Origin of the sequence: Agrobacterium genomosp. 13 str. CFBP 6927 (genome assembly GCA_900012615.1) — a bacterium.
GTDB lineage: Bacteria > Pseudomonadota > Alphaproteobacteria > Rhizobiales > Rhizobiaceae > Agrobacterium.
The window spans coordinates 2,318,796-2,332,923 of sequence record LT009756.1; the positions used below are offsets into that span (position 1 = coordinate 2,318,796).

The 14,128-nt window shown below is 60.4% G+C and carries 15 protein-coding genes and 1 tRNA gene; 13 read left to right on the forward strand and 3 right to left on the reverse strand.

The window, feature by feature from the left end; all coding sequences use genetic code 11:
- Positions 1-62: 62 nt before the first annotated feature.
- Positions 63-539, forward strand: coding sequence for a hypothetical protein (locus AGR13A_RS11560; protein ID WP_080835658.1), 477 nt, complete (start codon positions 63-65; stop codon positions 537-539).
- A 52-nt stretch (positions 540-591) separates the two neighbouring features.
- Here AGR13A_RS11560 and AGR13A_RS11565 read toward each other — a convergent pair whose 3' ends face one another.
- Positions 592-867: a hypothetical protein gene (locus AGR13A_RS11565; RefSeq protein WP_080835661.1), complete on the reverse strand. Its 276-nt coding sequence runs from the start codon at positions 865-867 to the stop codon at positions 592-594.
- A 256-nt stretch (positions 868-1,123) separates the two neighbouring features.
- Positions 1,124-1,630, reverse strand: a complete 507-nt coding sequence (locus AGR13A_RS11570) for a MarR family winged helix-turn-helix transcriptional regulator (RefSeq protein WP_035220049.1) — start codon at positions 1,628-1,630, stop codon at positions 1,124-1,126.
- A 205-nt stretch (positions 1,631-1,835) separates the two neighbouring features.
- Between AGR13A_RS11570 and AGR13A_RS24635 the strand changes: the two genes are divergently transcribed.
- Together AGR13A_RS24635 and AGR13A_RS11575 are read left to right on the forward strand one after the other, a co-directional pair.
- A complete protein-coding gene (locus AGR13A_RS24635; protein WP_139786049.1) occupies positions 1,836-2,078 on the forward strand; it encodes a hypothetical protein in 243 nt (80 codons plus the stop codon).
- Between the two features lie 72 nt (positions 2,079-2,150).
- Positions 2,151-2,227: transfer RNA gene (locus AGR13A_RS11575), tRNA-Arg, on the forward strand.
- Between the two features lie 444 nt (positions 2,228-2,671).
- Here the strand turns inward: AGR13A_RS11575 and AGR13A_RS11580 are convergent.
- The gene (locus tag AGR13A_RS11580; RefSeq protein ID WP_080835664.1) at positions 2,672-3,493 is read right to left on the reverse strand and encodes an inositol monophosphatase family protein; all 822 of its coding nucleotides are present in this window, start codon (positions 3,491-3,493) and stop codon (positions 2,672-2,674) included.
- A 326-nt stretch (positions 3,494-3,819) separates the two neighbouring features.
- Between AGR13A_RS11580 and AGR13A_RS11585 the strand changes: the two genes are divergently transcribed.
- From AGR13A_RS11585 to AGR13A_RS11630, 10 genes are all read left to right on the forward strand, one after another.
- Positions 3,820-5,172 (forward strand): ABC transporter substrate-binding protein, encoded by a 1,353-nt coding sequence (locus tag AGR13A_RS11585; protein WP_035220046.1) that lies wholly within the window; start codon positions 3,820-3,822, stop codon positions 5,170-5,172.
- Between the two features lie 80 nt (positions 5,173-5,252).
- The gene (locus tag AGR13A_RS11590) at positions 5,253-5,804 is read left to right on the forward strand and encodes an SIS domain-containing protein (protein ID WP_080835668.1); all 552 of its coding nucleotides are present in this window, start codon (positions 5,253-5,255) and stop codon (positions 5,802-5,804) included.
- A 40-nt stretch (positions 5,805-5,844) separates the two neighbouring features.
- The gene (locus AGR13A_RS11595; protein WP_080835670.1) at positions 5,845-6,741 is read left to right on the forward strand and encodes a carbohydrate ABC transporter permease; all 897 of its coding nucleotides are present in this window, start codon (positions 5,845-5,847) and stop codon (positions 6,739-6,741) included.
- Positions 6,741-7,559: a carbohydrate ABC transporter permease gene (locus tag AGR13A_RS11600; RefSeq protein WP_035220041.1), complete on the forward strand. Its 819-nt coding sequence runs from the start codon at positions 6,741-6,743 to the stop codon at positions 7,557-7,559. Before AGR13A_RS11595 ends, AGR13A_RS11600 begins: the two co-directional genes overlap by 1 nt.
- A complete protein-coding gene (locus AGR13A_RS11605; protein ID WP_080835674.1) occupies positions 7,556-8,461 on the forward strand; it encodes a sugar phosphate isomerase/epimerase family protein in 906 nt (301 codons plus the stop codon). The genes AGR13A_RS11600 and AGR13A_RS11605 overlap by 4 nt, the downstream gene beginning before the upstream one ends.
- A gap of 14 nt (positions 8,462-8,475) precedes the next feature.
- A complete protein-coding gene (locus AGR13A_RS11610; RefSeq protein WP_080835677.1) occupies positions 8,476-9,492 on the forward strand; it encodes a sugar-binding transcriptional regulator in 1,017 nt (338 codons plus the stop codon).
- Between the two features lie 27 nt (positions 9,493-9,519).
- Complete coding sequence (locus AGR13A_RS11615) at positions 9,520-10,596, forward strand: ABC transporter ATP-binding protein (RefSeq protein ID WP_080835683.1); 1,077 nt, start codon at positions 9,520-9,522, stop codon at positions 10,594-10,596.
- A gap of 26 nt (positions 10,597-10,622) precedes the next feature.
- Positions 10,623-11,654 carry an NAD(P)-dependent alcohol dehydrogenase gene (locus AGR13A_RS11620; RefSeq protein ID WP_080836786.1) on the forward strand — a complete coding sequence of 344 codons (1,032 nt, stop codon included), beginning with the start codon at positions 10,623-10,625 and terminating at the stop codon, positions 11,652-11,654.
- A 28-nt stretch (positions 11,655-11,682) separates the two neighbouring features.
- A complete protein-coding gene (locus AGR13A_RS11625) occupies positions 11,683-12,411 on the forward strand; it encodes an SDR family oxidoreductase (protein ID WP_080835691.1) in 729 nt (242 codons plus the stop codon).
- 57 nt (positions 12,412-12,468) lie between these two features.
- The gene (locus AGR13A_RS11630) at positions 12,469-14,106 is read left to right on the forward strand and encodes an FGGY-family carbohydrate kinase (protein ID WP_080835695.1); all 1,638 of its coding nucleotides are present in this window, start codon (positions 12,469-12,471) and stop codon (positions 14,104-14,106) included.
- Positions 14,107-14,128 lie beyond the last annotated feature (22 nt).

Consider the following 14,128-nt stretch of genomic DNA (forward strand, 5'->3'; position numbering starts at 1 on the left):
CAGACGCCAACTTCATTCTATATAAGGCCGGATTTATTCAGGCTGATGCAGGGAAAAGCCGCATGCTCTTCGGACAATCCGTCTTCCAGTCGGTCGTCGAAAGACTGAAACAGGAAAAAGAAGACGAAAGCGCGGAGCAGCCGCCGCCCGCCGGCCATCGCATCGCCGGTTTCAGTTCGGGTTTCGTCGCCGACACGCATCCTGAGGCGCCGCCACCCGGAAACGGCAATCTCGACGCCTATCTCGCCTTTCTGCCGGATCCCGCTCCGCCACCGGAGCCGGAAAGCGAGCCTGAGCCCGAGCCGATGCCGGCTTATCTCGAAAAGACGTCGCTCGCCGACGTCTCAGTGGAGCTGGCAATCGATGAAACCGATACGGCAGCAACACTTGCGGAAAAACGCCGCGCTTTTGCCCGGCTCAATCATCCCGATGGGGTGAAGCCGGAATTCCGGCACAATGCGACCTTGCGCATGACCGCGGCAAATCTCCTGATCGACCAGGCGATCCGAATGCTGCGGACGCGGGCGCATTTCCGGTAAAAATATCCCGCGTCAGGCCCCGGAAATGTGCAGGCCAGAGATAAGGAGTGTCTCAGCCGGCATCGTTCCTCTCCGCCGGCGCGCTTTCGGCGGCATCATCCGATGCAGCCTTCCCTGCGTCATCCTTGCTGACATCGCTGCTATTCGCTGGTTTGAACTTCACCAACAGCTCATAGGCCGCATAGGCCGCAACGCCGCCGACGATCGTTCCCCAGAAAAACTCGCGATTGACGAATTCGATGACGGCCCATGCCGCACAAAAGCCGACGATCAGCAGCCTGACCCACAGCGGGCGATAAAGCGGATGGCTCGTATCGATATTCAGCATGGCGTCCCCCGTCCGGGCCTTCCCATCACGTTACATTGCATTGCCATCGTGCGGCGCGTCAGGGCGCAGACAGGCTAGTGCGTCTTGGCCGTTTCACAGGCAAATTGCAATGTAAATCAATCCGCAGCCGATCAGGCTGTCGTGAAAGCTGAAGATTGGCCTGGCGCCGAAAGCCGCAACAGGTCAGAAACGGCCCAAAGACGGCACTGTGCGAGGCACACTCCGTGATTGCCAACTGCGTCGCGTGATCGATGTTTTAGTCCCGCAGGCGTCCGAGCAGCGCCAGCAACTGGTCACGGGCTTTCTTGCCGCCAATCCGGTCGATCAGCTTTTCCTCACGGTCCCGCCATGCGTCAGACAGGCGGTCAAGAAGGCGACCGCCTTCATCTGTCATATCGAGAAAATGAACGCGCCTGTCCTCTTCCGATCTGCGGCGGACAAGCAGCTTCTTCTCTTCCATGCTGTCAACAATCGCGACAAAGTTGGCACGCTGGATGCCAAGCGCTTCGGCGACATCGCTCTGCTTGAGCCCCGGATTGCCGCCAACGATGACGAGAACGGAAAAATCGGCCGGCCGCAATCCCAGTTCCGCCAGCACATCGGAGAACCCGTTTGCCACGGCAAGTTGAGAGTGCCGCAAATGATAACCGATCGCAGTCGTCAGCAACCCATAGTCGATTGCCGCAGGATGCGCCGCCTCCGTGCCACCGCTTTCAGCCTTTTCCGCTCGCGGCCCGTTGCTATGTGCCAATCGCAAAGCCATCCGATCCCCCGCCTGATTCGTTCCTTTACCCTGCCGAAATCATAACCGACAATGTTGCGAAACTGTATCCCAAATAAATGTAGATGATACTAATATTGTATAATAATTTGACAGTTAATCCCCGGATAACTGAACTCTGCCAGCAGATCAACATCTCGCGAATAAGAAAAGTATGACTATTTACCCGCCGATTTTAAGGGGCTGAATGCATTTCACCCGCCTTGTTTCAAAGGCATTGCATCAATTCGGCCACCTGCGCACGACCGTGCCGAAAGCGCCGCCGGATTTGGCGATAACATACTACTTAAAAGGGAAAAAAATTTTCCACAAAAAACGCAATACGTCAGACAACACATCGCCACTTTCAGGCAACGACCAATGCCTCGACCCCGAAACAGGCCCCAACCTCACCCTGCAGAAAAACAGGCACCCTTTCGCAAATCTTTGATTTTTAGACATTGATGCAAAAAGAAAGCTGGGGTATGAACCAACCGCTGCACGCGATTCAAGCGTGACCGCTGCACCCGTAGCTCAGCTGGATAGAGTGTTGGATTCCGATTCCAAAGGTCACAGGTTCGAATCCTGTCGGGTGCGCCATCAATTTCCTAGTACATTGAAACGCCAAAACATCTAGGGTTTCAGGACCTTAGGGATAGCCGTCTGGCACACAACGCTATCACAGGGGCCGCACAGTCTTTGGCAGGAATCACCTACATGCAGCAGCGAAGCTCTGGCATCTAGGGATTCAGAAAGTGCCTCCCAAAAGGAGCTGGCAGAAAACCCGCACCCAGGCATACCAAACAGCACGTCCCCGGGCTCATCAATACCGAGACTGGACGCTTTAAAGCGTGCGTGTCAGCGCCAATGGCGCCAAGCGCAAAGACCTTGTGGAGACACTCGGTACAGCGGGACTTTTCTAGAAAGCCACCCTGCTCATCGCTGAAGGCCCATTGCGAAGCTGTTCACTCTCACAAGGCCTTTCTTGCAACTATCGAAAACACGATTGAAACGTAGAGAAAGGCGCGTCAACCAGACGGCAGATTATCTCCTCGCCTCGGCCTCCGGCTCAGCGGCTTCGCTTATACGCTTCAGATCGGCGAAAACATGGGCATTTCCCGCCCAAATTGGTCCCGGATCCAAAAGGGTTCCGGTAAATTCCGCCTGCCCTCCAGCCTCCCGGATAAGAAGCAGGCCCGCCATGCAGTCCCAACTGAAAAGACGTGGATCATAATAGCCGCACAAGCGGCTGGCCGCGACATAGGCGAGCATCAATGCACCGGAGCCGACGCGGAAAATCACGCCACCCTCACGATAAAGCCTGGTCACGAACTCTCCGGCCTGATCGGCGTCCGCGCGTTCCGTCGCGCCGAAGCCAACGGGGATCGTGGCGATCGCCCAATCGTCCCGCATAAGGAGTTGCCGGCCATTGAGCCAGGCGCCCTGCCCCCGCATCGCATGGTAGATTTCCCTGAGAACCGGCGCAAAAACGACCCCGGCGACAAGCTCGTCTCCCTCCAGGACGGCGATTGAAACCGTCCAGTTGGGCTGGCCCGTCAGAAAGGCCATCGTTCCATCGATCGGATCGATAACCCATTTGAAGGCGGAGCGGCCGTCGGTCGGGGCGTTTTCCTCGCCGATAATCGCATCATCAGGAAAATGGCTGGAAATCTGGTGCCGGAGATAGGCCTCGACCGACCGGTCCGCCTCGCTGACCAGATCCTGCGGCGAGCTTTTGACCTGGGCGGTCAACCGCCTCGGATGGGAGAAAAGGCGCTTTGCCTTGCCACCGGCGCGCCGGGCGATCTTGCGCGCGAATGCCGCACGAACGCCGATCTCATCTGTGGAATTGCGCTTCGGAAGCATCTTTTACCATTCCTCCCCCTACCGCGCTCTGATGCCATATTTTTACGATCGATGCTATTGCAAATTTTAAAATACAAATGTATCGAATAGTGGAAATGTGAAGAATGCATTTTTATAAACAACTGAAATTCATAAACTATCCGTCTTTTGCGGAGGGCGGAGCTTTGCTCCGCATCAGACGAAACCCAACCATGGACTGCTTTTGAACGGTGCTTCCGCAGGATTAACGCCCTGCAAAAAATGCCGCGCAGCATCAGGTTGAACTGACAATTACCGGAGAGAAAGCCAGGCCAGCCCGAAAGCAGCCGGCACGAAGGAGGAAAGAAATGAAAGCAAAATTTAGCACCATTGTGAGCGCTCTGGCGATTGCCGTCGCGTCTTCGAGCCTGCCGTCCGTCGCGTCCGCGGCGGACTGGCTGGAAACGGCGGCGGCGCCGCTCAAGGGCACCGAAATCAGCGGCATTTTCCTGGATCGTCCCGGCTACCGCGCCATCATCAAGCTACTTCCGGAATTCGAAAAGAAGACCGGCATCAAGGTGAACTACGAGATCGTTCCCTATGAGAACACCCGCGAAAAGCAGGTGCTGAACTTCACCTCACGCGGGGATTTGACCCTTGCGCTGGTCGACCTCGTATGGATCGGCGAATTTGCCGAAAGCGGCTGGATCGTGCCGATCGACGATCTGACCAAGGACAAATCCATCACCGACCCGAACCTCAAGCTCGATGGCTTCTTCCCGCTGCTGCTCGACGCCTTCGGTTCATGGGGCGGCACCACCTACGGTCTGCCGTTCGACAACTATTCCGGCCTGCTATTCTATAATTCGTGCAAGCTGAAGGAAGCGGGTTTCGACAAGCCGCCGGCCACGTGGCAGGAACTGAAGGACGTCTACGGCCCCAAGCTGACGGACGCTTCCAAGAACCAGTATGCCTATGCCCTTCAGTCCCGTCGCGGCGAAACGCAATCGGCCGACAGCTTCATGCGCTTCCTGTGGCCATTCGGCGGCTCGCTGCTTACCAAGGAGTTCAAGTCCAATCTTCTGAGCAAGGAAAGCCAGACCGGCCTGACCTTCCGTCAGGATCTGGCCAAGTACATGCCGCCGGGCGTCGTAAGCTGGGATCACGCGGAGGCGGTCAACGCGCTTGCGCAGGGCCAGGTATCGATGATCACCGAATGGTCGGCGTTCTACGGTACCTTGGTCGATCCGGCGACATCGAAGCTCGGCGATTGCCTTGCGGTTGCGCCCGAACCCGCCGGCCCGGCCGGTCGCCTGCCTGCGCTTGGCGGCTTCTCTCTCGCCGTCGCCGAACAGGCCTCCGAAGAGCAGAAGAAGGCAAGCTGGCTGTTCATTCAATGGGCAACGTCGGAAGCCATCGCCAAGGACTATGTTGAAGCTGGCGGCGTTTCCGGCCGCAAGGCTGTCTATGACGACCCGGCAATCAAGGCGAAGTATAAGTTCGTCGACCCGATGGTCGCCTCCTGGCAGGCCGGCGTCCCTGAGTTCCGTCCGCGCTTCCCGGCCTGGCCTGCCATTTCCGAAGTCGTCGCCGAATGGGGCTCAAAGATGCAGCTTGGTGAAGTGACCGTGGAAAACGGCGCCAAGGAAATCGGTACGCGCACCGAGGAAATCCTTGGCAAGGATGGTTATTACGACGGCAAGAAGAAGCTGCTGCAGTAATCCCGACCTCCCGGAGGACGGCGGGTCTCATCCCCCGCCGTCCTTTCCTCCTTCTTCACGAGAGTTCCGGTTGACCCGCAATGCTAGAATATTCCCGACAGGCCCTTGAAGAAATCGCCGAAAGCCTCGAACGGATAAATCCCGCCGACTTCGACGCCAGCGTCCGCGAAATTGCCGATGCCCGCAGGATCGCGCTTTACGGCGTCGGTCGCGAAGGACTTCAGATCAGGGGGCTGGCCATGCGGCTGTTCCATCTCGGCCTTGCCGCATCCGTCGTCGGCGACATGACGACGCCGAGCCTCGGCAGCGGTGATCTTCTGGTCGTTTCGGCCGGTCCGGGCGACTTCTCGACAGTTTCCGCCCTGATGGGCGTTGCGCATGAGGCGGGTGCCCGCATCCTGCTCGTCACCGCGCAGGCAGACGGCAAGGCCGCGCGCCGCGCCGACACCATTCTCACTGTTCCGGCGCAAACCATGGCGAACGACCAGGGCTCCGACATATCGGTGTTGCCCATGGGCTCGCTCTATGAGGGAGCACTTTATGTGCTCTTCGAACTTCTGATCCTTTCGCTTCGTGCACGCCTCGGCATTTCCGCCGACGCCATGCGGGCGAACCACACCAATCTCGAGTGACTTCACCGATGCGGCCGCACCCGGTGCCTGAGAGGACGTTATGATTCCAACCAAACCAAACCGAGGATATGGACGCTGGACGCCGGCATGGTTTCTGGCGCCCGCGGTTGTCGCGCTGTTCCTGATCGGCATCTACCCCACGCTCTTTGCGCTCGTCACCTCGTTCCGGCGATACAACATCGCTCGCCCGCGTGAGGGCTTTCCCTTCATCGGCTTTGAAAACTACGCCTCGGTTCTGACGGACAGCACCTTCTGGGCAAGCCTCTTCCTCACCGCCAAATTCTACGTGACGGTGCTGCCGATCCAAATCGCGCTTGGTATGGGGGTGGCCCTGCTGCTCCACAAGACCGGTCTCGGCCTTCTGAAATCGCTGGCCCGCGTTACGCTCGTCGTGCCGCTTGCCACCACCTATGCCGTCGTCGGCCTTATCGGCCGGTTGATCTTCAACCGCGATTTCGGCGTGGCGAACCAGTTTCTCGGCATGTTCGGTTTTGAAAGCTTCGACTGGCTCGGCTCGCCCGGCGGCGCCTTCGCCGCCATCGTCATCATGGATGTATGGCAGTGGACACCGTTCTGCGCCCTCATTTTCCTGGCCGGCCTTTCCATGGTGCCCGGCGAAATCGAGGAAGCGGCGAGACTTGAGACCTCGTCGAAACTCTCGCTGCTGCGCTACGTGCAGCTGCCTTACCTCATGCCCGGCCTCACCGCCGTGATGATCCTTCGCTCGGCCGACGTCCTCAAACTGTTCGATATGGTGTTCGTGATGACGCGCGGCGGGCCGGGTTCCGCGACCGATCTCGTGTCCATCTACATCCAGCGCGTCGGCTTCCGCATCTTCGACCTTGGCACGGCCTCGGCGCAGGCGATCCTGCTGCTCATCCTCACCGTGCTGATCAGCCGTCTCTATATTCGCGTATTCTACAAGGAGGTTAACTGATGCGTCTCTCATCCGGCACCATCCTGCATGCCATCGGCCTGACCGCAGTTGTCCTCTTCTCGCTTTTCCCATTCCTCTGGATGGTGGCTGCGAGCTTCAAGACGCAATCGGATATTCTCGCCTCGCCGCCAATGTGGTTTTTCACCCCCACTCTGGAGAATTACGAGGCCATCTTCGCCGATTCCAAGGTGCTCGGCGCGGTGGGGCATTCACTGCTGATCGCCTCAGCCACCACCATTCTTGCGGTCATTCTCGGTGCGCCGGCCGCCTTCGCGCTGGCCCGTTATGAATTTCGCGGCAAGTCGGACCTGTGGTTCTGGTTCATCTCGAACCGCATGACGAGCCCGATTGTGCTTGCGCTTCCGGTCTATCTGCTGGCGATGCAGGCCAATCTGCTCGATACCCATATCGTGCTGATCCTGATCTATCTGACCTTCAACCTGCCGATCGTCGTATGGATCTGCACCGACCAGTTCAAGTCGATCCCTTCCGACCTGGAGCAGGCGGCACGACTGGACGGCGCCGATCAGTTCACCATCTTCCGCAAAATCTACCTGCCGCTCGGTGCGCCGGGGATTGCCGTCTCGGCCATCTTCTCCTTCATCTTCTCGTGGAACGAGCTGCTCTACGCGCTGGTGCTGACCCGCCGCAACGTGCAGACAGCGCCCGTAATCGCGACCAGCTTCATGTCCGGTTACGAGTTGCCCTGGGGCAAAATCATGGCCACCGGAACGGTGATCGTGCTGCCGGTCACGATCTTTGCCCTCATCGTATCGCGCCATATGGTGCGCGGCCTGACCATGGGGGCGACCAAGTGACGGATCCCATCGCCTTTGGCCTCAACCTTTCCTTCTGCGTCAAGCGCTGGGTTACATCCGGACTTTGGGCTCCCTTGGTGCGCGAGCGCATGGGAGCCGATCTCGTGCAGTTTTCGCTGGATCTCGTCGATCCCATGTGGCCATCCGCCGTGCTGGACCGTCATGCCGATACGATCCGCAGGGATGCAGCCGTCACCGGCATCACCATCCATAGCGCCTTCATCGGGCTTGCGCATTACACCTTCAACCAGCTGCTTCATCCGGATCCGGATGTACGCGACTATGCCGAAGCGTGGCTCGGTCGTGCCTATGCCTTTGCCGCCAGGGCCGGAATAAAAAGCGTCGGCGGTCCGCTCGGGGCGACGGCCTCGCGGATTGACGGCAGGGAGGCGGATGCGATCCCCGACGCGGACTATGCCGACCTCATCGCCCGCATGATACGTCTTGCGGATCGGGCAAAAACCGAAGGCCTGACCCGTCTTTATGTCGAACCGACCCCCCTGCGCCGCGAATGGCCGTGGACGGTGGCGCAGGCGCGGCGGATGATGGACGACGTTTCGGCAAGCGCCGTAGCCTGGAACTATTGTCTCGACTGGGGCCACGGAACTGTGGAGCCGCTCTATGGCAAAGCCGGCGCAGACATGGAGCCGTGGTTAAGCGGCCTTCGCGATGTCGTCAGCGCGCTGCACATCCAGCAGACCGATTTCCAGTTCGATCGCCACTGGGATTTCACCACGCAGGGCCGGGTCGATCCGGCGGAGGTGGCGTCGCTCGTCCGCAGAACGGGGCTGGCGGGTGCGCCCGTCTTCCTCGAAGTGTTCTATCCTTTCGAACAGGATGACGCTTCCATCCTTGACGCCGTCGAAAAATCCGCGTCGCTTCTCCGCAACGCTTTTGCATGAGAACGGAACCAGACATGGACGATGGCAACAATAATTTCGACGCAAACACCGGCACCGTGCGGGACATGGAAGCCGAGCAGCTCAAGGCGCGCGTGGCCTGGTTCTATTTCGTCGGCGGCCTGACACAGCAGGAGATCGCCGACCGGGTGGGCGTGACGCGCCTGCGCGTGAACAAGATCCTCGGCCAGGTTCGCTCCGATGGATCAGTCGTGGTGGATATACGTCTCCCGCTGGTCAATTGCGTCAACCTCGAACAACAGCTCAAGACCCGCTTCGGGCTGGATCACGTCACGGTCGTGCCCACCCTGCCCGACGCCGGAGAGCAGCAGCGGGTGATTGGCGACGCCGCCGGCACTCTGCTCGACAGCCTTCTCGAAAACGGCATGGGTCTCGGCGTCGGCTGGGGCAAGACGCTTGCCGCCGGCCTGCGCCGCATGACGCCCCGTTCGCTGCCCGATAGCTGGGTAACCTCGCTGATGGGCGGCGTGACACGCGGCTCCGGCTCCAGCACCTTCGAAGTGGCGACAGGCTATGCGCGGATCATCGCGGCGGATTGCTATTACCTGGTTGCGCCGCTCTACTTCCCGACCGTCGAAAGCCGCGAAATCCTGCTCTCGCATCACGGTATTCGTGAAACCATGCGGCGGGCCAGGGCAGTTGATGTGGCGCTTCTGTCCTGTGGCGACATGACCGAGCGCTCGCTGCTGATCAAAGTCCCGACGGTGGCCGAAAATGTCGACGCTCTGATCGCGGCCGGTGCAGTCGGCGATCTGCTGGGGGTCTTTCTCGACGCGGATGGCAATCCGGTCGATCACCCCCTGAATGAGCGGGTTCTCTCGCTCAGTCTCCTCGAACTCAAGAACGTGCGGCATTCCATCCTTGCCTCGGGTGGACTGCACAAGGTGCCCGTTATCCATGCCATCATCAAGGCCGGCTACATCAGACGGCTCGTGACTGACGAAGAATGTGCGGCAGCGCTGCTGGAGCGCGCGGGCGAAAACCCGCGCCTTCCCGCCGGCGATGTGCCGTAACGCCAAGTGATCCGGAGTTTGAAATCCATGACGTTCCTGCAACTCAATAATATTCAGAAGAAGTTCGGAGAAATCTCCGTCATCAAGGGCGTGAGCTTTTCCGCAACGAAAGGTGAATTCGTCGTTTTCGTCGGCCCGTCCGGTTGTGGCAAGTCAACGCTCCTGCGCATGATCGCGGGGCTGGAGGACGTCAGCGACGGCGTTCTGACCATCGACGGCAAGGACGTCACCTATGAGGAACCCGCCAAGCGCGAGGTATCCATGGTGTTCCAGTCCTATGCGCTCTACCCGCATATGAGCGTGTTCGAGAACATGGCTTTCGGCCTGCGGATGGCAAAGCTACCGGAAAACGAGATCAAGGCCCGCGTTGCCGAAGCAGCCCGCATCCTCCAGCTCGAACAGCTTCTGGAGCGCAAGCCGCGCGCCCTTTCCGGCGGCCAGCGGCAGCGGGTGGCAATCGGCCGGTCCATCGTTCGCAATCCGAAAATCTTCCTGTTCGACGAGCCGCTTTCGAACCTCGATGCTGACCTGCGCACCCAGATGCGCGTCGAAATTGCCAAGCTGCACCGCAATCTCGGCGCAACCATGGTCTATGTCACACACGATCAGGTGGAAGCGATGACGCTGGCCGACCGTATCGTGGTTCTGCGGGCGGGCCTGGTCGAGCAGATCGGTACGCCGACCGAACTCTATGACCGCCCCGCCAACACCTTTGTCGCAGGTTTCATCGGCTCGCCGAAGATGAATTTCATCGCAGCCAGCGTGTCGGCGGTCACGGATGGCACGCTGACGCTTGCCCACACCGCCTTCATCGGCGGCACGCTAACGGTGCAGCGCGCCACGCGCGCCAAAGTCGGTGACACCGTAACCGTCGGCCTGCGCCCCGAACATCTGGTGATCAATGGCGGCACGGCGATTCTCGCCCTTGAGGCGGATTTTTCCGAAAACCTCGGCGGCGCTACGCAGATCTATGTCAAGGCGCATGACACGCCGATCATCATCGTCGCCCCCGGCCGGCCCGACCTTGCTGTCGGCACCAGCTTCACCGCCGGCATCGAGGCGGGCCACATTTATCTTTTCGACGCCGAAGGCAAGGCGCTCTGATCTCCGGAAGAATGGGCGGATACACCATGATTGCTCTTGTACTCGAACGTAAAGGCGAATTGTCGCTCCGGGACATCGATCTGCCGAGCAGGGTCGGCCCGGATGACGTCAAGATCGCCATCCATACAGTGGGCGTCTGCGGCAGCGACGTGCATTATTACACCCACGGCGCCATCGGCTCCTTCGTGGTGCGCGAACCGATGGTGCTCGGCCATGAGGCGGCCGGTACGGTTACGGCAGTTGGCGACCGGGTGAAAGGATTTGCGGTCGGCGACCGCGTCTGCATGGAACCGGGCGTACCCAATCTCTCGTCGCGGGCCGCCAAGCTCGGCATCTACAATGTCGATCCCGACGTGCGTTTCTGGGCAACGCCACCGATCCATGGCGTGCTGACGCCGGAGGTGGTCCATCCCGCCGCCTTCACCTACAAGCTGCCGGACAATGTATCCTTTGCGGAAGGCGCCATGGTCGAGCCCTTTGCCGTTGGCTTGCAGGCGGCGACCCGCGCCCGCATCACCCCCGGCGATGTGGCTGTCGTCATCGGCTGCGGCCCCATCGGCATCATGACGGCGCTGGCGGCGCTGGCGGGCGGCTGCTCGCGCGTTATCATCTCGGACCTTTCCGTTCCGAAGCTGAAAATCGCCGCGCAATATGATGGCATCGAGACGGTGGATATTACGCGGGCTTCGCTGCCCGAGGCCGTAAAGGCGGCAACAGACGGCTGGGGCGCCGATATCGTGTTCGAGGCCAGTGGCAGCCCAAAGGCGTATAGCGGCATCTTCGATCTGCTTCGTCCGGGCGCTGCCGTGGTACTGGTCGGCTTGCCGGTGGAACAGACGGCCTTCGATGTCGCCGGTGCCATCATCAAGGAAGCACGCGTCGAGACCGTGTTCCGCTACGCCAACAATTTCGACCGCGCTGTCAACCTGATCGCATCCGGCAAGGTGGATTTGAAACCGCTGATTACCGACACCTTCGCATTCAAGGACAGCATCGCCGCATTCGAGCGGGCCGCCAAGGGGCTGCCGGAAGATGTGAAGCTGCAGATCCGTTTCTGAGCGGGAACGACCGGGGGGATATCGAGAAATGGCTGAGATCATGAAAGGCAAGGTCGCCGCAATCACCGGCGCGGCTTCGGGTATCGGGCTGGAATGCGCCAGAACACTGGCGGCGGCAGGGGCAACCGTCGTCCTGATCGACCGCGCCGGCGAGCGGCTGAAAGCGCTTTGCGACGACATCGGCGAACGGGCGGTGCCGCTGGTCGCGGACCTGCTCGACACCGCGCAGTGTTCGGGCCTTCTGCCCCGCATTCTCGACCGTACCGGCCGGCTCGACATTTTCCACGCAAATGCCGGCGCTTATGTCGGAGGACCGGTCACGGAGGGCGATCCGGACGCCTGGGACCGGATGCTGAACCTCAACATCAACGCCGCCTTCCGTTCCGTGCACGCGGTTCTGCCTTACATGGTGGAGCAGAAATCAGGGGACATCCTTTTCACCAGTTCGGTGGCGGGGGTGGTCCCTGTCGTCTGGGAGCCTGTCTATACCGCTTCGAAATTCGCGGTGCAGGCCTTCGTCCACACCACGCGCCGACAGGTCTCACCCCATGGCGTGCGGGTCGGGGCAATATTGCCGGGCCCGGTGGTAACGGCTCTTCTGGACGACTGGCCGAAGGAAAAAATGGCCGAGGCTCTGGCCAATGGCAGCCTGATGCAGCCCGTAGAAGTCGCGGAGGCCGTGCTGTTCATGCTGTCGCGTCCGCGCAATGTCGTCATCCGCGATCTTGTCATCCTGCCCAATAATGTAGATTTATAGACGAAATGGAGGTTTCGGCGGCTGCGTGCCGCCGTCAAGGCAGGGTCGGGCAGGATTATGGTGACAGGAACGACGGACAGCGCCACCGGCGCCCCCTGCTTTATCGGTGTGGATGTGGGTACGGGCAGCGCGCGCGCCGGTATTTTCGATACGGCCGGCGTCCTCCTCGGCACGGCGAAGCACGACATTCCCCTCTATCGCGAGGGCAGCCACATCGTAGAACAATCGAGCGCAAAAATCTGGCATGCCGTGTGCCGATCGGTTCAAGGAGCATTGCAGGCAGCCGGCCTGAGCGCGGATCATATCGGCGGCATCGGTTTCGACGCCACCTGCTCGCTCGTCGTGCTCGATCAGGCCGGCAATCCGCTTCCGGTCGGCCCGTCGGAAGACCCCGACCGCGATGTTATCGTTTGGATGGATCATCGCGCCATTCCACAGGCGGCGCATATCAACAGCCTCAAACATCCGGTGCTCGATTATGTCGGCGGCCATATCTCGCCCGAAATGCAGACGCCCAAACTTCTATGGCTGAAGGAAAATCGACCCGGAATTTTCAAGGGCGCCGGTGCGTTTTTCGACCTCACCGACTTCCTGACCTGGCGCGCAACCGGCAACGACGCGCGCTCCGTCTGCACCGTGACCTGCAAATGGACCTATCTGGCCCATGAGAAGCGCTGGGATGCCAGTTATTTCAGGGCCATCGGTCTCGGTGAACTGGCGGACGAGGATTTCAGCCGCATCGGCACGACGATCCTGGACGCCGGCGCTCCGGTCGGCGACGGGCTGAGCGAAAAGGCCGCCGCAGAACTCGGATTGCGGGCAGGCATCCCCGTGGGCGCTGGATTGATCGACGCCCATGCCGGCGGGATTGGCACCGTTGGGGCAGAGGCCGAGGGCGCAGGTCCGGCCCAACGCATGGCCTATGTCTTTGGCACCTCGGCCTGTACCCTCAGCTCCTCCGTCGAACCCAGTTTCGTTCCGGGTGTCTGGGGCCCCTATGCCTCCGCAATGGTGCCGGGCCTCTGGTTGAATGAAGGCGGCCAGTCTGCCGCCGGTGCGGCGATCGCTCACCTCCTGAAAATGCATCCGATGTCAGCCGAAGCGAATGCCGAGGCCCGCACGGCCGGAAAGTCACTGCCAGCCTGGCTGATCGACCGCATCCTGGAAAGGGTCGATAACCTTTCCGAAGCCCCCCTGCTGGCGGGTGAGATCATGGTAGTGCCGGAGTTCCTCGGCAATCGCGCCCCACATGCCGATCCCGATGCACGTGCGATTATTGCCGGTCTTGACCTCAACGACGGTCTTGAGAGCCTGATCGGGCTTTATGTTGCCGGGCTTTGCGGCCTCGGCTACGGCCTTCGCCAGATTCTCAGGGCACAGGCGGAAGCAGGCCTGACGGTCGATACCATCGTCATCAGCGGTGGCGCCGGGGAAAGCGATCTCGTCCGGCAGGTCCTGGCAGATTCCTGCGGCCTGCGCATCCGCGCTGCGGGCACCGCCGAGCCGGTACTGCTGGGCTCCGCCATCCTCGCTGCCGTTGCAAGCGGCCACCAGCCGGATCTCGTTACCGCAATGCGAAGGATGTCGGTGCTCGGCAACGCCTACAATCCTTCCGCACCGTCCGCCGCCTGGCACGACAGACGCTTCGCCATGTTCGAGGGTTTTCAGAACCTTTACCGTTCCAGCGTGCCGTGAATGGGGGCCAGCGAGAGAGTAG

Coding starts and splice junctions, on each gene's coding strand:
- AGR13A_RS11560 (WP_080835658.1), top strand. CDS start 63: ATGCTCTTCGGACAATCCGTCTTCCAGTCGGTCGTCGAAAGACTGAAA.
- AGR13A_RS11565 (WP_080835661.1), bottom strand. CDS start 867: ATGCTGAATATCGATACGAGCCATCCGCTTTATCGCCCGCTGTGGGTC.
- AGR13A_RS11570 (WP_035220049.1), bottom strand. CDS start 1,630: ATGGCTTTGCGATTGGCACATAGCAACGGGCCGCGAGCGGAAAAGGCT.
- AGR13A_RS24635 (WP_139786049.1), top strand. CDS start 1,836: ATGCATTTCACCCGCCTTGTTTCAAAGGCATTGCATCAATTCGGCCAC.
- AGR13A_RS11580 (WP_080835664.1), bottom strand. CDS start 3,493: ATGCTTCCGAAGCGCAATTCCACAGATGAGATCGGCGTTCGTGCGGCA.
- AGR13A_RS11585 (WP_035220046.1), top strand. CDS start 3,820: ATGAAAGCAAAATTTAGCACCATTGTGAGCGCTCTGGCGATTGCCGTC.
- AGR13A_RS11590 (WP_080835668.1), top strand. CDS start 5,253: ATGCTAGAATATTCCCGACAGGCCCTTGAAGAAATCGCCGAAAGCCTC.
- AGR13A_RS11595 (WP_080835670.1), top strand. CDS start 5,845: ATGATTCCAACCAAACCAAACCGAGGATATGGACGCTGGACGCCGGCA.
- AGR13A_RS11600 (WP_035220041.1), top strand. CDS start 6,741: ATGCGTCTCTCATCCGGCACCATCCTGCATGCCATCGGCCTGACCGCA.
- AGR13A_RS11610 (WP_080835677.1), top strand. CDS start 8,476: ATGGACGATGGCAACAATAATTTCGACGCAAACACCGGCACCGTGCGG.
- AGR13A_RS11615 (WP_080835683.1), top strand. CDS start 9,520: ATGACGTTCCTGCAACTCAATAATATTCAGAAGAAGTTCGGAGAAATC.
- AGR13A_RS11620 (WP_080836786.1), top strand. CDS start 10,623: ATGATTGCTCTTGTACTCGAACGTAAAGGCGAATTGTCGCTCCGGGAC.
- AGR13A_RS11625 (WP_080835691.1), top strand. CDS start 11,683: ATGGCTGAGATCATGAAAGGCAAGGTCGCCGCAATCACCGGCGCGGCT.
- AGR13A_RS11630 (WP_080835695.1), top strand. CDS start 12,469: ATGGTGACAGGAACGACGGACAGCGCCACCGGCGCCCCCTGCTTTATC.